This window comes from Limnobaculum allomyrinae (assembly GCF_016649425.1).
Classification (GTDB): Bacteria; Pseudomonadota; Gammaproteobacteria; order Enterobacterales; family Enterobacteriaceae; genus Limnobaculum; species Limnobaculum allomyrinae.
This window is the reverse complement of the sequence record NZ_JADRCR010000013.1, coordinates 19,633-41,947: the sequence shown is the minus strand read 5'-3', so window position 1 is coordinate 41,947 and position 22,315 is coordinate 19,633. Positions and strand designations below refer to the sequence as shown.

Sequence of the window (22,315 nt, the reverse complement as noted above, 5' to 3'; positions counted from 1 at the left end):
TTTATGCTATTCCGCTACTGAATTGTATGCTGTGAATCAACTTTTTAGAGCCAGTTCTCAATAATGTGATCTCTAACCCTCTATTGGATCAACATCGAGCGTCCATTTGACTTTTTTTGCCTGTGGCATTGCGGCTATTTGTAATCTCAGAGTGTGTAAAATGTGCTGCAAACGTCCACGGGAGGGATGTTGGATCAACAATTGCCAGCGGAAACGGCCGCCACGTTTGGCCTGTAAAGCAGGAACAGGCCCAAGGATCCACAATGAGCCATCGTTGGCTCTGACATTCTCCAGTTGCTCTTTTAGTTGCTGCAAAAACTGTGATGCCTGCTGATTATCGTGGTCTTCGGCACGAAACAGGGCATGAAAAGTAAATGGTGGCAGGAAAACACTTTTCCGTTCCTCAATTGCCTGTTTAGCAAAGGCATCATAGCCTTGATGCAGCAGGGTTTGTAACAAAGGGTGTTCCGGATGGTGAGTTTGCAGTAAGACTTCGCCCTGCTTGCCTGCACGACCAGCGCGGCCAGAAACCTGAGTATATAGCTGAGCAAAACGTTCGGCAGCACGGAAGTCAGCAGAGAATAGCGCACCGTCCACATCAATCAGGCCGACCAGCGTAACATCCGGGAAATGATGGCCTTTGGCCAGCATCTGTGTACCAATCAGAATACGAGAGCCGCCCTGATGAATATCCGCAAGATGCTGCTCCAGTGAGCCTTTACGGCTGGTTGTATCGCGATCGACGCGAGTGATTGGCGTATCCGGGAACAGACGGGCAAGTTCGTTATCTAACTGTTCTGTTCCTACGCCAACCGGTACCAAATGGGTTGAGCCGCATTTAGGGCATTGATAGGGAACCGGGCGTTGACTGTCGCAATGATGGCAGCGCAACATGCGTTGGTTCTGATGCAACGTATAATAACGCTCGCAGCGGCTACACTCTGCTATCCAGCCACATTCGTGGCATAACAGTGCCGGGGCATAACCTCGTCGGTTAAGAAACAGGATCACCTGATTATTGGCCTGCAAATGCTCCTTCATTCGTTTGAGCATTGCGGGAGCCAGTCCGGCGGTCAGCGGTTGGCCTTTCAGGTCGAGAATATATTGGGTTGCGGGTTTAGCATGACCAGCCCGTAAAGTAAGGCGCAAATGGTGATACTTACCGCTTTGGGCATTATGCAGGCTTTCGATAGCCGGAGTTGCCGAGCCGAGGATCACCGGAATGTTCTCTTCGCGGGCATGGAGAATGGCTAAATCGCGGGCGTGGTAGCGCCATCCTTCCTGCTGTTTATAAGAGCTATCGTGTTCTTCATCGATGACAATAACCCCCAGATGCTTAAATGGTGTAAACAGCGCTGAACGAGTACCGATAACAATGGCGGTTTCTCCTCGCCGTGCCCGTAGCCAAACCGCAAGACGTTCACTGTCATTCAGGCCTGAGTGAACGACATCGACTGGTGCATTAAAACGCTCACGAAAGCGGGCAATGGTTTGAGGTGTTAAACCAATTTCAGGAACTAAAACCAGCGCCTGTCGTCCTTCAGACAAAATATTTTCCAGAACGCTGAGGTACACTTCTGTTTTGCCGGAACCGGTAATGCCTTCCAGCAGCCAGACACCAAACTGCCGATCATCACTACGGATAGCACCAATAGCAGTGGCCTGTTCGGTATTCAGTCTGAGACGTTCACCATTTATTTGGAAATTGTCCTGCCAGTGAGTAGCCGCCGGATAGAGCGCTTCTAATTGAGCCAGGCCTTTATTTTTTAGTGCCTGAAAAGCGGCTTCGTTTAAATCCAGCGTACTGATTTGGTGGCGATAGATATTGGCTTTACGCAGCGCGGCCAGCGCCTGTTGTTGCTTGGGCGCTCGTTTTAAAGTGACCGGATCGGTTATTTGTCCTTCTTCAGTTATCTGCCATTGCCAGATAGGCGGTTCCTGAGCGGGTTTCCCCTGGCGCAGTAAAACCGGTAGGGCATGGAACAACACTTCCCCCAGCGGGAATTGATAATAACTGGAGGCCCAAAGCAGAGTTTTCCATAATGATGGCGTAAACAACGACCGATCATCAATCAGGTGATTAATGGTTTTTAACTGTGAGAGTGGAAACTCGCTGTGATCGCTGGTGCCGACAATAATACCGATGGCTTCCCGCTTGCCGAATGGTACGCTGACTCTGGCTCCGATAATCGCCTGTTCTCCCGGAGGCAGGAGATAATCAAACGAACGGTCCAGTGGCACCGGTAAAACGACATTCACAACGCTCATTATGCAGGTAGTCCAAATCTCAGTTAACGGGCTTTTGGTAAACAAAAACAACCAAAGCGGAATTAAAATCTTATGGGATGCAGCAGCATACCACAGGCTGTTGAGTGTGATGAATAGATGAATGGTTGGCCGCTTGCGCGGTGAATATTAGATCTGTATAATACGCAACCTTTGATTCAGTACTCGAATTTCAGTACCTGAATCAAACCACTCAACTATTTTTTTACTTCGTGTGGTGTACGGCAATAATGACCGTATAGCGACACGACATTAGAGAGGTTCATCATGAAACAAGGTATCCACCCAGAATACAAAGCGATTACTGCAACTTGTTCTTGCGGTAACGTAATCAAAACTCACTCAACTGTGGGTCACGATCTTAACCTGGACGTGTGCGGCGAATGCCACCCGTTCTATACTGGTAAGCAGCGTGATGTTGCTACCGGTGGCCGTGTAGACCGCTTCAACAAGCGTTTCAACATGGTTGGCGGCGCTAAGTAATTTTACTGAGCTGAAAAGAAAAAGGCGCCTGAGGCGCCTTTTTTGTATCTGAATATTCTGTTCTTTGTTTACCACGGCAGACTGAATTATTGCTATTGGTAATATCTACCCGGTAAAAAACGCTATCCCAATAGTGAGGGTAAGTTAGTTATCTTTAATCATCAGCGATCGTGTTGCTAATGCAATAAGACGATAATCAGAATTAATAATCCCAACTGTCCGGATCGATGCCTTTTTCACGCATCAATATTTTTGCTGCTTCCGGGATCTCATCGCTACGTTCTTTACGTAAATCTTCGTCATTAGGCAGAGGCTGCCCGGTAAACGCATGAAGAAATGCTTCACAAAGCAATTCACTATTGGTGGCATGTCTCAGGTTATTAATCTGACGGCGGGTACGTTCATCCGTTAGTATTTTTAATACTTTCAGCGGGATGGATACCGTGATCTTTTTGACCTGTTCGCTCTTTTTGCCATGTTCAGCATAGGGGCTGACATATTCGCCGTTCCACTCAGCCATGGGGCACCTTAATTAATAGAAAGCTGAAACTTTAAAGTTAGTTCATTGTGAACTAACTTTACCTGCTCATGAGTTGGCTTCTGGCATGGCTCACGAGTGCATTAAAAGATTATACCTGACAATTTTAACGGATATTTTGCGATTCCTCAATCTACACGGCAAGAAGTTTAGATGTCCAGATGTATTGACGTCTATAATCTAAAGCATTATCTTATTCATCATACTTTATGGTTTTCTCCCGGAGTGATTCAGTGAAACGCAAACAGGCAACTATTGCAGTGCGGGGCGGGCTCAATTCAGATGAGCAGTATGGCTGTGTTGTTCCCCCTATTCATCTTTCCAGCACCTATAATTTTATCGATTTTAATCAGCCCCGGGCACATGATTACTCTCGCCGCGGTAATCCGACTCGTGATGTGGTTCAGTCAGCACTGGCGGAACTGGAAGGGGGAAGCAGTGCGGTATTGACCAGCAGCGGCATGTCGGCAATTCACCTGGTGTGTACCGCATTATTGACGCCAGATGACTTACTGATTGCGCCGCACGATTGTTACGGTGGCAGCTACCGCCTGTTTGACAGTCTGGCGCGTCGGGGAGCCTACCGTGTGCTGTTTGTGGATCAGGGCGATGAACAGGCTTTAGCTGCCGCACTGGCGCAAAAACCTAAGCTGGTATTAATTGAATCACCGAGTAATCCGCTGCTGCGGGTGGTGGATATTGCCAAAGTTTGTCAGGCCGCACATCAGGCCGGGGCGTTGGCGGTGGTGGACAATACGTTTCTAAGCCCTATTTTGCAGCAGCCAATTGCCTTGGGTGCGGATATTGTCCTGCACTCCTGTACCAAATATTTAAATGGACATTCTGATGTAGTGGCTGGTGTGGTCATCTGTAAAGATGAAGCATTGGGTGTCGATTTGGCGTGGTGGGCAAATAATATTGGTGTTACTGGCGCGGCTTTTGACAGCTATCTGCTATTACGCGGATTACGTACTTTAGGGCCGCGTATGAAACAGCAGCAGCAAAATGCACAGGCCGTGATCGCTTATTTACAGCAGCAACCTCAGGTCAAAACGTTGTATCATCCTTCCTTGCCAGAGAACCCGGGTCATGAAATTGCCCGTAAACAGCAGTTGGGCTTTGGTGCCATGTTAAGTTTTGAATTTGATGGTGATGAACAGGCAATGCGGAAGTTTCTTGCGGCGCTGGAACTGTTTACACTGGCAGAATCATTAGGCGGTGTTGAAAGTTTAATTTCCCATGCAGCGACCATGACGCATGCGGGGATGGCAGCAGAAGCTCGTAAAGCTGCCGGAATATCAGACAGATTGTTGCGCATTTCTGTTGGAATCGAAGACAGTGAAGATTTAATTGCCGATCTGGAACAGGCTTTCCAGGCGTCAGCGAAGAGGTAAGTATGACTACATTAGGAGCTTCCGGGCTTCCTGCAAATCGTCAGTTGCATAAGTTTGGCGGAAGTAGCCTGGCAGACAGCAAATGCTATCTGCGAGTGGCAGGGATAATGGCAGAATACAGCCGCGAAGGGGACATGATGGTGGTGTCTGCCGCGGGTAGTACCACTAATCAACTGATTAAATGGCTACAGCTTAGCCAAACCGATCGCATTGCCTCTCATCAAGTGCAGCAAGAGTTGCGTCGTTATCAGAGTGAGCTGATTAACGGTCTGTTGCCGGAACAGCAAGCCACTGAGCTGATTAAAGTGTTTATTCAGGATCTTGAACGACTAGCCGCTTTGCTGGATGGCGTGATGTCTGATGCTGTCTATGCAGAGGTCGTTGGTCATGGTGAAATCTGGTCGGCACGTTTGATGGCGGCGTTATTGAACCAACAAGGCATGGCGGCAGAATGGCTGGATGCGCGTGATTTTCTGCGAGCAGAGCGCTCTGCGCAGCCGCAGGTAGATGAAGGCCGTTCTTATCCTCTGTTGCAACAGTTACTGGCTCAGTATCCCAATAAACGTCTGGTTGTAACCGGTTTTATTTCCCGTAATGAAGCGGGAGAAACAGTACTACTGGGGCGTAACGGCAGTGACTATTCGGCTACTCAGATTGGAGCACTGGCAGGAGCAGTCAGAGTCACTATCTGGAGCGATGTGGCCGGGGTATACAGCGCCGATCCGCGTAAAGTGAAGGATGCCTGTTTGTTACCATTGCTGCGTTTAGATGAAGCTAGCGAGTTGGCTCGTCTGGCGGCTCCGGTACTGCATGCCCGTACTTTGCAACCGGTATCCGGTAGTGATATCGATCTTCAACTGCGCTGTAGTTATCAGCCAGAGCAGGGTTCTACCCGTATTGAACGCGTCCTGGCATCCGGTACCGGTGCCAGAATCGTTACCAGCCATGATGATGTTTGCCTGATTGAATTACAGGTTGAAGCCCAGCACGATTTCTCTCAAATACAGAAAGAAGTGGAACGTATTCTGAATCGGGTTCAGGTTAAGCCACTGGCGACCGGCGTTCACTACGATCGCAACCTGCTTCAGCTGTGTTATACCTCTGAAGTTGTAAACAGCGTATTGCAAATTCTGGATGACGCCAGATTACCGGGTCGCCTGCAACTACGGGAAGGGCTGGCATTAGTTGCGCTGGTGGGGGCGGGAGTATGTAAAAATCCTCTGCATAGTCATCGTTTCTATCAACAGCTTAAAGATCAGCCGGTGGAGTTTATCTGGCATGCCGAAGACGATATAAGCCTGGTGGCTGTACTGCGCGTAGGGCCGACTGAACATCTGATTCAGGGGTTGCATGCCAGCCTGTTTCGTGCGGAAAAGTGTATTGGTCTGGTGCTATGTGGTAAAGGCAATATTGGTTCCCGTTGGTTGGAGCTGTTTGCCCGTGAACAAAAGAATATTTCGGCTCGCACTGGTTTTGAATTTATTCTGGCAGGGGTGGTCGACAGTAGTCGCAGTGTACTCGACTATCAGGGGCTGGATGCCAGCAGAGTATTGGCATTCTTTAATGATGAAGCCCAAACAATGGATGACAATTCATTAGTTAGTTGGATGCGCGATCATCCATTTGACGATCTGGTGATTCTTGATATTACCGCCAGTGAAGAGTTGGCCAGCAAGTATCTGGACTTTGCCAGTTATGGGTTCCATGTTATTAGCGCCAATAAACTGGCCGGAGCGTCATCCGGAAATGAATATCGTCAGATTCGGGATGCATTCGCCAAAACCGGCCGCCACTGGCTGTATAATGCCACTGTAGGGGCTGGATTACCGATTAACTATACGGTGAGGGATTTACGCGACAGTGGCGATACCATTCTCTCTCTGAGTGGAATTTTTTCCGGTACCCTCTCCTGGCTATTCCTACAGTTTGACGGCTCAATTCCGTTCTCTGAACTGGTGGAGCAGGCATGGCAACAAGGGCTTACCGAACCAGACCCGCGGGTTGATCTCTCTGGTCAGGATGTGATGCGTAAGCTGGTGATTCTGGCGCGCGAAGCGGGTTACGACATTGAACCGGATCAGGTACGGGTTGAATCACTGGTTGCTGAAGGTGCTGAAAACGGATCTGTTGATAACTTCTTTGAAAATGCCGAAGCGCTAAACCATCAAATGCTGGAGCGTTTAGAAGCCGCCCGGGAGATGGGACTGGTTCTGCGCTATGTAGCGCGCTATGACGCTAACGGTAAAGCGCGGGTTGGTGTGGAAGCGGTACGGGACGATCATCCTCTGGCTTCATTGTTACCGTGCGATAACTTGTTCGCTATTGAAAGCCGCTGGTACCGGGACAATCCATTGATTATCCGTGGGCCGGGTGCCGGACGAGACGTTACCGCCGGAGCAATCCAGTCTGACCTGAACAGGTTGGCGAAATTGTTGTAATGGTATAGCAACTCTGATTTTTATCAGATTGATTATAAAAAATACCAATCGTCGCGAGATACGGGTGTTGGGGGCGATTTGGCGTTAGCGTTGGCTCGAAAGGTGAAACACCGCAAGGTGTTTCACCACGACCCCGAATCCGGCCAGGCCCGACGCACTCTAATGTTTAGTACTGATTGTTTTCCAGCCGGATACAATAGAGGTCGATGCAGTCTGTTTTTCCGGACGGAAGATTCACAGAATCTAACATAATCATAGTGTTATACTTTTTTTCATCCCAATTCATATTATTCCCCATTTATTTTCAAATTACCTGTTGACAGAACATCTCTCTTACGTCATCTTATTTGGATGTTTAGACGTCTAAACGTTCAGAAGTATAACTACACATCAGGCTAATCAGAAAAGACAAACAGGGTGGACAGAATATGAGTTTTTTTCATGCTAACCAGAGGGAAGCACTGAATCAGAGTCTGGCAGAGATCAACGGTCAGATTAACGTTTCTTTTGAATTCTTTCCGCCAAGCAACGTGGAAATGGAACAGACTCTTTGGCAATCCATCGATCGCCTGAAGAATTTAAAACCTAAATTCGTTTCTGTGACCTACGGTGCAAACTCTGGTGAGCGCGACCGAACCCACAGCATCATTAAAGGCATTAAAGATAAAACGGGTTTGGATGCGGCTCCTCACTTAACCTGTATTGATGCTACCCCAGAGCAGCTAAGAGAAATCGCTAAAGATTACTGGGATAGCGGCATTCGCAGTATCGTGGCATTACGTGGCGATTTACCTGCCGGTGGCGGTAAGCCGAATATGTATGCGTCCGATCTGGTGGAATTGCTGAAAAGCGTCGGTGATTTTGATATTTCTGTCGCGGCCTATCCGGAAGTGCACCCTGAAGCAAAAAGTGCACAAGCTGATTTAATCAATCTGAAGAAGAAAATTGATGCAGGTGCTAACCGGGCTATCACCCAATTCTTTTTTGACGTGGAGAGCTATCTGCGTTTTCGCGACCGCTGTGTAGCAACAGGAATTGATGTCGAGATCGTGCCAGGGATTTTACCCGTATCCAACTTCAAGCAGCTACAGCGTTTTGCTGCAATGACGAATGTGCGAGTTCCACAATGGATGAGCCAAATGTTCTCCGGACTGGATGATGACCCTGAAACCCGTAAATTCGTAGGTGCCTCTATTGCTATGGATATGGTGAAGATTCTGAGCCGCGAAGGGGTGAAAGATTTCCATTTTTATACTCTGAACCGGGCTGAATTGAGTTATGCAATTTGTCATACATTGGGAGTCAGGCCAGTTTAAGGCTTATTTATATCCTCTTCTTTTCAGTTGTTCTTAGTATCTATTAGAAATTATCTGAGTGGTATGCTAATTTGCTTCAGCCGTTATTCCCTGAAAAGGGGATAACGGTTTATATTGTTTATTCTATTTTTAAGTAAGCTATTAATATATCGATACATGGTATTTTCTTTTTCACTAAGGAGAGTTGAATGAGAATAAAAATATTCTTGTCGTTGTTTATTTTATTTTTATCATCTGCGGCACAGGCAAAAACGTTGATTGAATCACTTTCTCTTTGTGATTCAACCTTTTTTAATCAGATGAATAAAAAGAAAGAATTAAAGAAAATTATTTCTGCCAGTAATGCCAATAATATAAAGACAGCGAAAGATGTTGGTGTCGACGTTAATCGTTTGCAAGACAGCGGCGTAACGATAGTAAAATACCTAAATCAATATGCTAATCTGGATAAATATGGTGAGTATTATTTTTGGGGATTTCAGTTGGAAGAAGATTTAGCCACTGCCCATGAAAGATTAAGCCAATATATTGAACTTAAGAAATCCAGAGGGCTTTTTCAACATAATACATTGATAAAGCGCGTTGGTGATACCTCATGGAAAATCAACCTTGGTGCGACCGATGGTGTTGCTCCGGCACCATCTACGATGGAAAAGCTTCTGATACTGGAAGAGGTTAATGGAAAGACAAATGTACTCTGTTCTATTCAGGGAACGGTTACGGCAGAAGATCTATTGGATATCAGACCAGACTTAAGGACGGTTATTAATGAAAAATAAACTGATAAAGCTATTGGTATTCTCAGTCGCATTAATAACTGCTGGGTGTGCGAATGATTATAATGACGAACAGGAACTTACTTTCTTAAACAGTGATGGTGAGAGAGATATTTATTTATCAAAAGTCATTCATACTTATAATGATAATCCGGTTCTGTCCTATTTTTATTATATTCAACACTATGAAGAACCAAAAGAAGTCGGCGGAAAAGAGATTGGTTCATCTAAATCAATATTTTTGTTTGATTGCTCAATAAAGAATAAATTTTCTCTATTTCCACCGGTTTTATATACAACAGAGTATGCCACGGGTGAGCCTGCATATAGTTTAAATTTACCTGGTCAGTGGACTATTGGTGAAACGGAAGATAACTTAGCCGGAACATTATGGAAGGCTGCATGTACTGAAAAATACAAAGAATTAAATCCATCATAAAAAAAGAAAATAGCGCCTGAAGTTGGCGCTATTTTTTTGACTATCTCTTTCGATAAATTATCCCAATAATGTATTAAATTATCGGGATAAAGGTCTGGTTGTTTTGTTATCCGGTATTTCTCATCCCGGCAGCAATTCCGGCGATAGTGACCATCAATGCCTGTTCCACTCTTGGATCCGGTGTCTCTTGCTGACGCGAACGATAAAGCAACTCTGCCTGTAGTACGTTTAACGGATCAGTATATACGTTACGTAAGGCGATTGACTCGGCAATCCACGGCAGTTTTTCCATCAGTTTTTGATCGTTGGACAGCTTGAGAATAACGCTGATATCTTCCGCCAACTGACGACGTAATTTGCTACCCAGCGCCCAAAGATTCTTATCCACCAGACGTTGATCGTAATATTCCGCCAGCCACAGGTCAGCTTTGGCATAGACCATCTCCAGCATATTGATACGGGTATTGAAAAACGGCCAGTCGCGATACATCTCTGCCAACTGTTGTTGTTTACCGTTTTCAATCGCATGTTGTAATGCGGCACCGGCACCCAGCCAGGCAGGTAACATCAGGCGGTTTTGCGTCCAGGCGAAAATCCATGGAATTGCCCGTAGACTTTCTACCCCACCATTGGGCTTACGCTTGGCCGGGCGGGAACCCAGCGGCAGCTTACTCAATTCCAGTTCAGGCGTGGCGGCACGGAAGTAGGGAACAAAGTCCGGCTCTTCACGCACGATATCGCGATATTGTTTGCAGGAGAACTCAGACAGTTCATCCATAATGTCGCGCCATTCTTGTTTAGGATTTGGTGGTGGTAGCAGGTTGGCTTCGAGGATCGCACTGGCATAGCTTGCCAGGCTGGCCAGCGTAATCTCTGGTAGGCCAAACTTAAAGCGGATCATCTCGCCCTGTTCTGTAACACGCAGGCCGCCTTTCAATGAGCCAGGCGGTTGAGACAGCAGAGCATCGTGAGCCGGAGCGCCACCACGACCGATGGTACCACCACGACCGTGAAATAGCGTTAAATCCACTCCAGCCTGTTCACAGGTCTTGATCAAGGCTTCCTGTGCATAATATTGCGCCCATGAGGCTGCCAGCACACCAGCATCTTTTGACGAGTCAGAATAACCAATCATGATCATCTGCTTGCCGCCAATAAAATTGCGATACCAGTCGATATTGAGTAACTGGGTCATCACATCATTAGCGTTATTTAAATCTTCCAGCGTTTCGAACAGCGGACAGACCGGCAAGGCGAAGGTACAACCCATCTCTTTTAACAACAGGTGCACGGCCAGAACGTCAGACGGTGTACGAGCCATAGAGATAACATAAGCTGCAATAGAGCCCTGCGGTGCTTTAGCGACGACTTTACAGGTATCAAGTACTTCCTGAGTGTCTGCGCTTGGCTGCCAGTCGCGCGGGAATAGTGGCCTTTTTGACTGTAGCTCACTAATCAGGAACTGCTGTTTCTCTTTTTCTGTCCACTCATCGTAATCACCCAGCTCAAGGTATTTGGTGAGCTCTGCCAGAACATCGCTGTGGCGAGTACTTTCCTGACGAATATCAATGCGTACCAGTGGCAGGCCAAAGCAGCCGATGCGACGCAGGGTATCCAGTAACTGCCCATTGGCAATAATACCCATACCGCAGGCTTGCAGTGATTGATAGCAGGCATAGAGCGGTTCCCAAAGCTGTTGGTTATCAACCAACATATCATCCGGGCAGTTGACGCGTTCACCATTCAGGCGGGCGCTCAGGTAACTATGCGTGCTCATTAACTGGGCACGTAGTTTTTTCATCAGTTCACGATAGGGTTCCTGAACTTCATCGCCACCAGCCATGGCTCGTAGTTCAGGCGTACAATCAGACATCGATAGTTCAGAAACCAATACCTGAACATCTTTCAGGAACAGTTCTGCCGCTTTCCAACGGCCGTATATCATCACGTGTTCGGTAATTTTGGCGGTAACGTTTGGGTTACCATCGCGGTCACCCCCCATCCAGGAGGTAAAACGCACCGGAACAGCTTCAACTGGCAGGTTGTAACCAAGAGCATCAACCAACTGATCGTTAAACTCGCGCATAAACGCGGGTACACCTTCCCACAGGCTATTTTCTACAACAGCGAAGCCCCATTTAGCTTCATCAACCGGAGTTGGGCGAATCTTACGGATCTCATCGGTATGCCATGACTGGGCAACCAGCTGACGCAGGCGACGCATGATTTGATCCCGTTCATAGTCGGCCAGATCGTTGTGATCTAACTGGCTCAGGCAATTATTCACCTCAATCAGCTTATGGATCATCGTGCGACGCGCAATTTCCGTTGGGTGAGCGGTAAGTACCAGCTCAATAGAAAGCTGATCAACGGCCTTACTTACGGCTTCATCAGTAATGTTTTGCTGTCTTAATTTATTGAATAGATCGGCAAATACTGCGGGATTATTTGCCGCCTCACCGCGAGAGGAAATGCTGTGGTATTGTTCGGCGGTATTAGCAAAGTTGAGGAATTGGTTAAACGCTCTGGCAACGGGCAGTAACTGGTCGTTAGACAGGTTTTGCAGCGTAGAGAGTAACGCCTGACGGTTAGTCTCATTACCGGCGCGGGACGATTTTGACAGCTTACGGATGCTTTCCACCCGATCGAGGATTTCTTCACCTAAAGCGTCTTTGATGGTATCGCCTAGAAGAGTGCCAAGCATACTGACATTACTTCGCATCGCGGAATATTGTTCGTTCATAGGTCTCCTGCCGGGTTAGTCAAAACATGAAGATGATGTTGTGTTATCGCGTTATTTTTATGAGTACTAAAGTTAGAGTTGTATCACACAATTTGGGTATGTACATAATTTTGTTGAATCCTTTAAGCATTTCTTATAACCAGAAAATTTCAACAAAAAAATCTACTTTCGTACCATACAAGATACATACCACCCCGGATAAGTCGGGGTGGTATGTAAGATAAATAGCGTATTATTTTTCTGCGCAGAAGTGGTGGATAACCTGAGTCAGAAGCTGGCGGGTTGGTTGAATAAAAGAGGTGGCAAGAAACTCATCTGGCTGATGTGCCTGATCGATAGAGCCAGGCCCAAGTACCAGGGTTGGGCACATTTGCTGCAGGAAAGGCGCTTCGGTGCAGTAGTTAACGACCTCGGCCGGTGTGCCAACCAGTTTCTCTACTACCTGAACCAGTGCGTTGTCAGCAGCACATTCGTAACCAGGAATAGGACTGTGCAGGTGCTCAATAGCCACCCGCCCCGGCCAACGGCTACTGACGGGTTCCAGAGCCTGATGTACCAGTTCATCTAAATCATTCAGAGTAAGACCTGGTAATGGGCGAATGTCCATATGTAGTTCACAGCAGGCACAGATACGGTTTGGGGCATCTCCACCGTGGATATGACCAAAGTTCATCGTCGGATATGGAATAGCAAAGGCCGGGTGGTGATAGCGTTCTTTTAGTGAATCTCTCAGTACCATCAAATGGCCGATAGCGTCATGCATCAGTTCAATAGCGTTAATTCCGCGGGATGGATCGCTGGAGTGCCCCGATTGGCCGGTAATGCGGATAGCTTCTGCAATATGACCTTTATGGGCGCGTACGGGTTGAAGCGATGTGGGTTCACCGATAATCGCGCAATCCGGTTTTAAATGGCTGGTGGAGGAGAAGTACCGGGCTCCCGCCATTGAAGTCTCTTCATCCGCAGTGGCCAGCACATACAGTGGTTTAGTGAGTTTGCTGCTGTCGATATCTCTTAAGGCATCAAGAATGAAAGCGAAGAAGCCTTTCATATCAGCGGTTCCTAAACCGTATAGCTTGTTGTCATGTTCGGTCAGGGTGAAAGGATCGCGGGTCCAGCGTCCGTCATCAAAGGGAACGGTATCCGTATGGCCGGTTAATAGCAGGCCACCAGGCCCGGCACCAAGAGAGGCTAACAGATTAAATTTATTGCGGGTATCGGGGACTGGCTGTACTTCCACCTTAAATCCCAGTGTAGTGAACCACTCGGCCAGCAAGTTAATGAGTGTCTCATTGCTCTGATCCAACGCCGCATCGGTAGCGCTAATGCTTGGTGTGGCAATCAACTTACTGTACAACTCGATAAAAGAGGGTAATGTTTTATTCACAATTCACGGCCTGTTTTGCGGGTTAATTCAATATAAATTCATTTATTTTGCATAAAAATACAATAAGGGATTGTCTAAGGGAACAGAATTTCGTACCTTAAGCAATATTCGTCCACATTACCGTAAGCGTACCGTTGTTTCCAAACCTTGTACGCAACTAAACAGGTCTATTTTATGCTTGAGACACTTATCGTCGGCGCAAGTGGTTATACCGGTGCAGAACTGGCAGCGTACTTACGCCGTCATCCTGAGGTAAATATCAAAGGATTGATGGTATCAGCGCAGAGTGCTGATGCGGGAAAAATATTTTCAGATTTGCATCCACAGTTGAAGGGGCTGGTGGATTTACCCCTTCAGCCATTAACCAATGTAGCTGAAGCAGCAAAAGGCGTAGACGTGGTATTTCTGGCTACAGCCCATGAAGTCAGTCACGACCTTGCGCCGCAATTTTTAGCTGCGGGTTGCGTAGTGTTTGATTTATCTGGTGCTTTCCGGGTTGATTCACCGGAGTTTTATACGCGTTATTATGGTTTTACTCACCAACACGGCGACTGGCTGAAAAAGGCCGTTTACGGTCTGGCGGAATGGCAAACTGAAAAGCTTAAACAGGCACAGTTGGTGGCGGTTGCCGGTTGCTATCCTACAGCATCACAACTGGCGCTTAAGCCATTAGTTGACGCAGGATTACTGGATGTGCAGCAATGGCCGGTGATCAATGCCGTTAGCGGCGTTAGTGGCGCGGGGCGTAAGGCCAGTATGACCACCAGTTTTTGCGAAGTCAGCCTTCAGCCTTATGGGGTGTTTACTCACCGTCATCAGCCAGAAATTGCCGAACATTTAGGTATTCCGGTAATTTTTACCCCTCATCTTGGCAATTTTCCTCGTGGGATCCTGGCGACCATTACCTGTCGTTTAAAGCCGGGCGTTGGTGAAGAAGAGGTTAATACGGCATTTTACAATGCTTATCACAATAAACCGTTAGTCCGGGTCTATGAAAAAGGGATGCCAGCGCTAAAATCAGTGATTGGTCAACCATTTTGCGACATCGGTTTTGCCATTGATGGTCAACATATTATTGTGGTGTCGGCAGAAGATAATCTGTTGAAAGGTGCCGCAGCCCAGGCCGTACAGTGTATGAATTTACGCTTTGGCTTCAATGAAACCCAGTCCTTGCTCTAGGGAGAAGAAGGATGAATCCATTAATTATTAAACTTGGCGGTGCGTTGCTGGACAGTGATGAAGCAATGGAACGTCTGTTTGTGGCTCTGGCAACCTATAAGCAAAAACATCAGCGTCAGTTGGTGATTGTACACGGTGGTGGTTGTCTGGTTGATGAACTGATGAAAAAGCTGACTCTGCCGGTGATCCGTCGTAATGGCTTGCGCGTTACGCCGGAAGACCAAATCGGAACTATTACAGGTGCGCTGGCCGGAACCGCGAATAAAACCCTGATGGCCGCAGCCAGAAAACACGATATTAATGCCATTGGCCTGTGTCTTGCGGATGGCAATATGGTGGAAGTTCGTCAGCTTTCTGAAGATTTAGGTCACGTAGGTGAAGCCAAAGCCGGTAGCAATAAACTGGTTCAAACGCTGTTGGCAAGTGATTACTTACCCATTATCAGCTCCATTGGTATTACGCCAGAAGGTGCGTTGATGAACGTTAATGCAGATCAGGCCGCGACTGCACTGGCTGCGACGCTGGGGGCTGATTTAGTTTTGTTGTCCGATGTCAGCGGTATTCTTGATGGAAAAGGGCAGCGCATAGCTGAACTTACTGCAGATAAAGCCGAAAAGCTGATTGCACAGGGCATTATTACTGACGGTATGGTGGTTAAAGTCAATGCCGCATTGGATGCCGCCCGTTCGCTGGGGCGTCCGGTGGATATTGCCAGCTGGCGTAATGCCGAGCAGTTGCCCGCACTATTTAATGGCGTTCCGGTCGGAACCCGTATTCTGGCCTGACAGATACAGCCAGAGTAGATTTAGAACAGTAAGATATTAATTAACCAGTAGTAACTGAATAACTTTTAGACTTAGCAATCAAGGAATTCGTGATGAATAAGAGTGGTATTAAAAAAATTGTTTTAGCATACTCCGGCGGTCTGGATACTTCTGCAATTATTCCGTGGTTAAAAGAAAACTATGGTGATTGTGAAGTCGTGGCGTTTGTGGCGGATATCGGTCAGGAGCGTGCAGATCTGGAAGGCGTGGAGCAGAAAGCACTGAATTCTGGTGCTTCCTCTTGTTACGTTGTCGATCTGCGTGAAGAGTTTATCAAAGATTATGTTTATCCGGTTCTGCAAACCGGCGCACTGTACGAAGGCAGCTATCTGCTGGGCACCTCAATGGCTCGTCCCCTGATTGCAAAAGCTCAGGTTGAACTGGCGTTGAAACTGGGTGCCGATGCGGTGTGTCACGGCGCAACGGGTAAAGGTAACGATCAGGTGCGTTTTGAAACTACCTATGCAGCATTAGCACCTCATCTGAAAGTGGTTGCGCCATGGCGTGAATGGAACCTGCGTTCCCGTGAGGCTCTGTTGGCCTATCTGAAAGAGCGTAATATTCCGACGACTGCCTCACTGGAAAAAATCTATAGCCGTGATGAAAACGCGTGGCATATCTCTACCGAAGGTGGTGTGTTAGAAACGCCATGGAATGCTTCGAATAAAGATTGTTGGGTGTGGACCGTTTCTCCTGAAGATGCACCGGATCAGGCAGAGCTGGTCACTGTAACGGTCGAAAAAGGTCGGGTAACCGCCGTAAACGGCAAAGCAATGAGTCCATTCAAGTGTCTGGAAGCATTAAACGAGCTGGGCGCTAAGCATGGCGTTGGCCGTATCGATATTGTTGAGAACCGTCTGGTTGGTATCAAATCCCGTGGTTGTTATGAAACCCCGGGAGGCACCATTATGGTGACCGCGCTACGTGGTGTAGAGCAACTGGTACTGGATCGTGATAGCTTCAAATGGCGTGAGCAGTTAGGTCTGGAAATGGCCTATGTGGTTTACGATGGCCGTTGGTTTGCGCCATTGCGTAAGTCACTTCAGGCTGCCGCAGAGTCATTGGCTCAGGATGTGAATGGCGAAGTGGTTGTTAAACTGTATAAAGGTCAGGCAACAGCGATTCAGAAGAAATCATCTAACAGCCTCTACTCTGAAGAGTTTGCTACTTTTGGGGAAGATGAAGTTTACGATCACAGTCATGCAGGCGGCTTTATTCGGTTGTTCTCGCTATCTGGCCGGATTCGTGCGCTGAATGAGTTGAAGAAATAGTTCTTTTAACTTGATCTAATTTGGTTCAACGATTGGGTTTTATAATAAAAGGGCGATATTGGTATCGCCCTTTTACTTTAGCATGTTGTTTATTTTCACTTTAGTGTAGATTTTGCCATAAGAATGCAGAGACTGAGTTAGCCGCGGGTTAACGTCAGCGTTGATGTGGTTATAGTCATCAATCCAAAGTGATAGGTATTGCTTTGATTTTTCAGGAGTAAAAAATATGGCATTGTGGGGCGGCAGGTTTAGCCAGGCGGCAGATCAGCGTTTTAAACTGTTTAATGATTCACTGCGTTTTGATTATCGCTTAGCCGAGCAGGATATTATTGGCTCTGTAGCATGGTCAAAAGCGCTGGTGACGGTCAACGTATTAACGGCTGAAGAACAAAAAAAATTAGAAAAAGCGTTAGATGAGCTGTTAGTTGAAGTTCAGGCTGAGCCGGAAGCTATTTTAACCAGCGATGCAGAAGATATTCATAGCTGGGTAGAGCAGAAGTTGATTGGCAAAGTGGGCGATTTAGGTAAAAAACTGCATACCGGGCGTAGCCGTAACGATCAGGTAGCCACTGATTTAAAACTGTGGTGCAAGGTACAGGTTAGTTTGCTGCTAAATGCGGTAAAAGAGCTGCAACAAGCGCTGGTGATAACGGCTGAACAGAATCAGGATGCAGTAATGCCGGGCTATACTCACCTGCAACGTGCTCAGCCGGTGACCTTTGCCCATTGGTGTCTGGCCTATACCGAAATGTTAGCCCGTGATGAAAGTCGCTTGCAGGATGCATTAAAGCGTATGGATACCAGCCCGCTGGGTAGTGGTGCATTAGCCGGAACGGCTTATCCAATTGACCGCGACCAGTTAGCAGGCTGGTTAGGCTTTAGTGCAGCAACCCGCAACAGCCTGGATAGCGTTTCTGACCGGGATCATGTGCTGGAGTTACTGTCTGATGCTTCTATCAGCATGGTACATCTGTCCCGTTTTGCTGAAGATCTGATTTTCTTTAACAGCGGTGAATCTGGTTTTGTTGAATTATCTGACCGGGTGACTTCAGGTTCTTCTCTGATGCCACAAAAGAAAAACCCGGATGCGCTGGAATTGATTCGCGGTAAATGTGGGCGCGTGCAGGGCGCTCTCAGCGGTATGTTAATGACCCTGAAAGGGCTGCCGTTAGCCTATAACAAAGATATGCAGGAAGACAAAGAAGGTATCTTTGATGCGCTGGACACCTGGCTGGACTGCCTGCATATGGCGGTGCTGGTACTGGATGGTATTCAGGTTAAGCGCCCACGTTGTCAGGAAGCGGCTCAACAAGGCTATGCTAATGCGACAGAGCTGGCGGATTATTTGGTAGCTAAAGGTATTCCATTCCGCGAAGCTCACCATATTGTAGGATCTGCGGTATTGGAAGCGATTAAGCAGGGTAAAGCTTTAGAGGAATTGTCATTATCTCAGCTTCAACAGTTTAATGCGGTAATCGATGAAGATGTTTATCCTGCGTTATCGCTGCAATCCTGTCTGGAGAAACGTTGTGCTAAAGGTGGAGTTAACCCACAACAAGTTGCCAGTGCAATTGATGCGGCTAAAGTTCGATTAGATATCTGATTCTGACCATCATGTTGTTATAAAAAAGCCCGTAAATCATCAGGTGTTTACGGGCTTTCGTTTTTTAACCAGAATGGAAATTAGAAGCGATAACCAGCACCAACGTTAAAACCGTTGGAGGTAAATTGCATGCCCTGATATTCCATATGGGTACCTTCGTAACCAACATCGATAGCAAAGTTTTCCATCAGATTAACTTGTACTCCGGTACCATACATAAATGTAGTCTTGTGTTTACTACCATCTTTATTCATATGGTACATATATTGATTTTGTTTACTGTATTTGTCTGCAGAATAATCAAACGTACCAGTGGCTACGCCAAGTAAGGTATACAGGCTAACATAATCATTAATACGATAAGCAGGGCCAACAGATAATGAATAGTAATCCACATCACCATGCGCTTTTACATTGTAGTTGCTGCGCTGATAATTTTTCTCTGTATTACCGTCCATATAGGTGAAGGAAGAGATGACGCTCCATGGGGAGTTCCACTCATAGCGATACTTAACGTTCACACCATTAACGCCGCCAAATTCTTCAAAGTGGCTTTGAGAATAACCCAACGTAATGGTGTGATCCTGTGCCTGAGAAATTTGAGTGGAACCTAAAGTCAGCAACATTATTGCTGATAGAATAGCCTTATTCATTAATTACCCTCCTGGTAATGTTTATATTAAAAGCGGACTGCTTTTATGCTATTGTAAAAATTCTGGAAATAGATTCTTGTTTAAAACAAAAGGTTATATCTTTTATCTGGCTAAATGGTTCATCCTGTTTTTTATCAAAAAATTGATATTGATTTTTAAAATCTCTGTTTTATATTTCAGAATTAAATTTAAAACAGATGTTAATTAATATCGAAGATATTCATTGCATCTAAGTAAATGATTTCAGCGAATCTTAGCGACATTATCAGTTCGCTATTTAATATAATGCATTGATAATGTTCTATTTATAGGATTCATCTGAAATTCGTAAGAATGATTACATAAGTGACTTTTAATTAATTCATTACTTACTACAATCCTCAAGATTTATAACGGCGGCATTATATAAAAAGATCTTATAAATAAACATAGTGAATTTTTATGAGGCATAGGAATTGTGAAATATTTACTATTGTTATTATTTAGATGCGAAAGGAATATTATTATATTTATTTATTGGGAGTTAGATTGTTTTCATCATTAAATCATTATTATTTACGGTATAATTATCGGCAAGAGTGGGCGTTTTCGATTCTTATCCATTTTTCTGAGCGTGCCAGATATAATAGCGGCAAGGAAATAATACGGTTCTGATGATTTTTTATTTAGCCCGAGGGGCTTTTTTAATGCGCTATTTTAGTTTGCTATTTCTGTTACTGCTGACCGCCTGTAAAAATGATGTATTGCCAATAACCACTTTTGAACCCGATCTTTCCATGGTTCCAGTGGAATCTGCCAGTCAGATTTATCCGGTAATAGCTCCTATAAATCCACCTGATGGCTTACGCCCTTGTTGTGCATTTGGTTATAACCTGGGGGTTAGTGTTATTGGTATCCCACTACCGGTCTACCAAATTGGCAATATTGTTGAAGCTAATAAGCTGGGTACCCATCATTACAGTGATAGTCTGTTAGATACCGCCGCAAATCTGTTAAACGTTTCTGATGAGCGAGTAGGGCATATCTATACCGATAGGGGTGGTTTTCTGGATATCGCTCATGTTCGTGATACCGCGGATAATACGTTCTATTTGTTCAGTCAAATTTACCCTCGTCTGGGGCAGGCATGGCAACTGGAGTTGGGTGATGAGTTGGCGAAACGTCAGTTTGTGTTTACCGCTTTTACACCGCCCTCCAGCCCGGAAGATCGTTATACCCTAAGCGCCTATTTAGCCGCACAGCTCGCCTTTCAGATGGCGGCCTGGCATGAGATAGCTCAATGGTATGGTCTGTTAGACGTTCCCGGTTTTTCCGAGGAAGTTTCGGGTTTTTCTCCTGAAGATCTCTATTCTAATTTATTAGGTTCCAGATTGGCGTTAACGTCTATTCTGCAGGGACATGCCGGCAGTCTGGATCAGTACCAACAATCTATGACTCAATTACTACCAAAAGCGCTGGAACAGCTTGGTGCTGAATCTTATGAAGGGACTAAGCGGCAATTTATGTTACTGGATGGAAAATGGTGGGATAGCCAGCGTCGGGTACCGGAGAAATTCTTAGTGCTTTATCGTAATTATGATACGGGGAGTAATCGTCTTCCTTCTCATGATTCATTATTAACCGATAAGTTGTTACGTCTGAGTTTGCCTGATGTATGGCAAGGTATTGTGCTCAATCAGATTGGTGAGTTCCGTCTTTTGCCTGGAGATAATATGGAGCGGCTACCAGTACCAGATAGTTATTGGACGGTGAGAGATTTTTCCGCTTTGGCTGAACAGGCTCAAATTATAGATGAAAGTGAACTTCGTTCAGTTCGTGTGATGCCTCCGCATGTTTCTCATGATGCAGTGGCGAAAAAGGATTAATAGATTAAGTTTCCGGCTTATTGAGCGATAAAATTCAACGGAGGATAGTGATGACTATCCTCCGTTGAATTTAGCTTTTCATCACTGAATTTTATTTGTCTATCTGTGTTAATTTATTAATCAGGGCATTACTGTAATAGTTTGAATTCAATGTGTAATATTTACCCATCAAATAGCCGCTACCATACCAGGGAATATCGTTGTATTTAAAGATAAGCCCGTCAGAACTGCGCATGAAATGATATCCATCACTACTGACAAAATTGAGTTCATTTTCATTCAGGGTAATGACTTGATACTGAATTCCATTATGCTGATATAGCGTATTGATGTGTTCCAGATAAAGTGGGGATAGCTTAGTAAATATCTGTTTTATCTTATTATTATATTCCGGAATTGTTTGTGGCGGCAGCTTTTGCAATTCAAGGGCAATTAAAGCATAAAAGTCACTGTTGGCTTTGGCGACCGTCAGTTTTGTTGTCAGATATTGCGTTAATTTTTTATTATCAATGCTCTCTTTGGACACTGATATTGATGTGGCGTTTTCTTCCGGATTTGTTCTGTTATTACTATCTGCTGAGGGAATAACAACAGAAAAGTCTGCAAAGTTTACCAGGGATAGCGCAGATGTTGCCACATAGGCGGCACATGCTGCATTTTGTTGTACTTTATCGCCATTGACCAGCAAAGACATGCTGCTACCTTTAGCCGGAATTTTGGTCATATCAATAGATTGATCTTTTAGCCAACTGTTAACCTGTTCCTGAGTCAGCTTTTCCTGTGCTAATGCGCAAACTTCTTTAATCATTAAATTCTGTTTGTCATTTTCGAATGTGAGCTCCATAGACGCTATTGCATCCTGAATTAACGGTAACGCAGGAATATCCAGAGTATAGCTATGCTGATTTTTATTCTGGCTGTTATTTAACCAAGGAATATCCAAAGTTTGATCGCAGCCAGTAAGAGAAAGAAGTGAAAAAATCATTAGTATCAAATTAGTGGCGAGGCAAGAGTATTTCACAATATGTCTCCATACATTATTTAAAAATCAAAGGGATAACAATACGTTAGTGGTGTCATGATTCACTCTGAAGAGCGGCCTCGGATCTGAGGCCGCTTA

At 45.8% G+C, this 22,315-nt stretch carries 17 protein-coding genes; 11 read left to right on the top strand and 6 right to left on the bottom strand.

Annotated elements, in window-relative coordinates:
- Window positions 1–72: 72 nt before the first annotated feature.
- Window positions 73–2,268, bottom strand: a complete 2,196-nt coding sequence (gene priA, locus I2494_RS18375) for a primosomal protein N' (RefSeq protein ID WP_218467476.1) — start codon at window positions 2,266–2,268, stop codon at window positions 73–75.
- Between the two features lie 285 nt (window positions 2,269–2,553).
- Between priA and rpmE the strand changes: the two genes are divergently transcribed.
- Window positions 2,554–2,769 carry a 50S ribosomal protein L31 gene (rpmE, locus tag I2494_RS18370; RefSeq protein ID WP_218467475.1) on the top strand — a complete coding sequence of 72 codons (216 nt, stop codon included), beginning with the start codon at window positions 2,554–2,556 and terminating at the stop codon, window positions 2,767–2,769.
- 202 nt (window positions 2,770–2,971) lie between these two features.
- Here rpmE and metJ read toward each other — a convergent pair whose 3' ends face one another.
- Window positions 2,972–3,289, bottom strand: a complete 318-nt coding sequence (gene metJ, locus I2494_RS18365; protein ID WP_130590057.1) for a met regulon transcriptional regulator MetJ — start codon at window positions 3,287–3,289, stop codon at window positions 2,972–2,974.
- 251 nt (window positions 3,290–3,540) lie between these two features.
- Between metJ and metB the strand changes: the two genes are divergently transcribed.
- From metB to I2494_RS18340, 5 genes are all read left to right on the top strand, one after another.
- The gene (gene metB / locus I2494_RS18360; RefSeq protein WP_218467474.1) at window positions 3,541–4,701 is read left to right on the top strand and encodes a cystathionine gamma-synthase; all 1,161 of its coding nucleotides are present in this window, start codon (window positions 3,541–3,543) and stop codon (window positions 4,699–4,701) included.
- A 2-nt stretch (window positions 4,702–4,703) separates the two neighbouring features.
- Window positions 4,704–7,139, top strand: coding sequence for a bifunctional aspartate kinase/homoserine dehydrogenase II (locus I2494_RS18355; RefSeq protein WP_218467473.1), 2,436 nt, complete (start codon window positions 4,704–4,706; stop codon window positions 7,137–7,139).
- Window positions 7,140–7,567: 428 nt separating this feature from the next.
- On the top strand, window positions 7,568–8,455 hold the full coding sequence (gene metF / locus I2494_RS18350) for a methylenetetrahydrofolate reductase (protein WP_218467472.1): 888 nt from the start codon (window positions 7,568–7,570) through the stop codon (window positions 8,453–8,455).
- A gap of 188 nt (window positions 8,456–8,643) precedes the next feature.
- A complete protein-coding gene (locus tag I2494_RS18345) occupies window positions 8,644–9,234 on the top strand; it encodes a hypothetical protein (protein WP_218467471.1) in 591 nt (196 codons plus the stop codon).
- Window positions 9,224–9,670 carry a surface-adhesin E family protein gene (locus I2494_RS18340; protein WP_218467470.1) on the top strand — a complete coding sequence of 149 codons (447 nt, stop codon included), beginning with the start codon at window positions 9,224–9,226 and terminating at the stop codon, window positions 9,668–9,670. Before I2494_RS18345 ends, I2494_RS18340 begins: the two co-directional genes overlap by 11 nt.
- A gap of 106 nt (window positions 9,671–9,776) precedes the next feature.
- Here the strand turns inward: I2494_RS18340 and ppc are convergent, their stop codons facing one another.
- Together ppc and argE are read right to left on the bottom strand one after the other, a co-directional pair.
- On the bottom strand, window positions 9,777–12,413 hold the full coding sequence (gene ppc, locus I2494_RS18335; protein WP_218467469.1) for a phosphoenolpyruvate carboxylase: 2,637 nt from the start codon (window positions 12,411–12,413) through the stop codon (window positions 9,777–9,779).
- A 232-nt stretch (window positions 12,414–12,645) separates the two neighbouring features.
- Window positions 12,646–13,800 carry an acetylornithine deacetylase gene (argE, locus tag I2494_RS18330; RefSeq protein ID WP_218467468.1) on the bottom strand — a complete coding sequence of 385 codons (1,155 nt, stop codon included), beginning with the start codon at window positions 13,798–13,800 and terminating at the stop codon, window positions 12,646–12,648.
- Between the two features lie 174 nt (window positions 13,801–13,974).
- Here argE and argC point away from each other — a divergent pair, with 174 nt between their 5' ends.
- The 4 genes from argC (at window position 13,975) to argH (ending at window position 18,677) form a co-directional block, all read left to right on the top strand.
- Window positions 13,975–14,979, top strand: a complete 1,005-nt coding sequence (gene argC, locus I2494_RS18325) for an N-acetyl-gamma-glutamyl-phosphate reductase (protein WP_218467467.1) — start codon at window positions 13,975–13,977, stop codon at window positions 14,977–14,979.
- A gap of 11 nt (window positions 14,980–14,990) precedes the next feature.
- Window positions 14,991–15,764: an acetylglutamate kinase gene (gene argB / locus I2494_RS18320; protein ID WP_218467466.1), complete on the top strand. Its 774-nt coding sequence runs from the start codon at window positions 14,991–14,993 to the stop codon at window positions 15,762–15,764.
- Window positions 15,765–15,856: 92 nt separating this feature from the next.
- Complete coding sequence (locus I2494_RS18315) at window positions 15,857–17,074, top strand: argininosuccinate synthase (protein ID WP_218467465.1); 1,218 nt, start codon at window positions 15,857–15,859, stop codon at window positions 17,072–17,074.
- Between the two features lie 226 nt (window positions 17,075–17,300).
- Window positions 17,301–18,677, top strand: a complete 1,377-nt coding sequence (argH, locus tag I2494_RS18310; RefSeq protein ID WP_218467464.1) for an argininosuccinate lyase — start codon at window positions 17,301–17,303, stop codon at window positions 18,675–18,677.
- A gap of 80 nt (window positions 18,678–18,757) precedes the next feature.
- Here argH and I2494_RS18305 read toward each other — a convergent pair whose 3' ends face one another.
- A complete protein-coding gene (locus I2494_RS18305; RefSeq protein ID WP_218467463.1) occupies window positions 18,758–19,330 on the bottom strand; it encodes an Ail/Lom family outer membrane beta-barrel protein in 573 nt (190 codons plus the stop codon).
- Window positions 19,331–20,016: 686 nt separating this feature from the next.
- On the opposite strand from I2494_RS18305, the gene I2494_RS18300 reads away from it, so the two are divergent.
- Window positions 20,017–21,195 (top strand): DUF4056 domain-containing protein, encoded by a 1,179-nt coding sequence (locus tag I2494_RS18300; protein WP_218467462.1) that lies wholly within the window; start codon window positions 20,017–20,019, stop codon window positions 21,193–21,195.
- A 91-nt stretch (window positions 21,196–21,286) separates the two neighbouring features.
- Here I2494_RS18300 and I2494_RS18295 read toward each other — a convergent pair whose 3' ends face one another.
- A complete protein-coding gene (locus tag I2494_RS18295; protein ID WP_218467461.1) occupies window positions 21,287–22,216 on the bottom strand; it encodes a hypothetical protein in 930 nt (309 codons plus the stop codon).
- Window positions 22,217–22,315 lie beyond the last annotated feature (99 nt).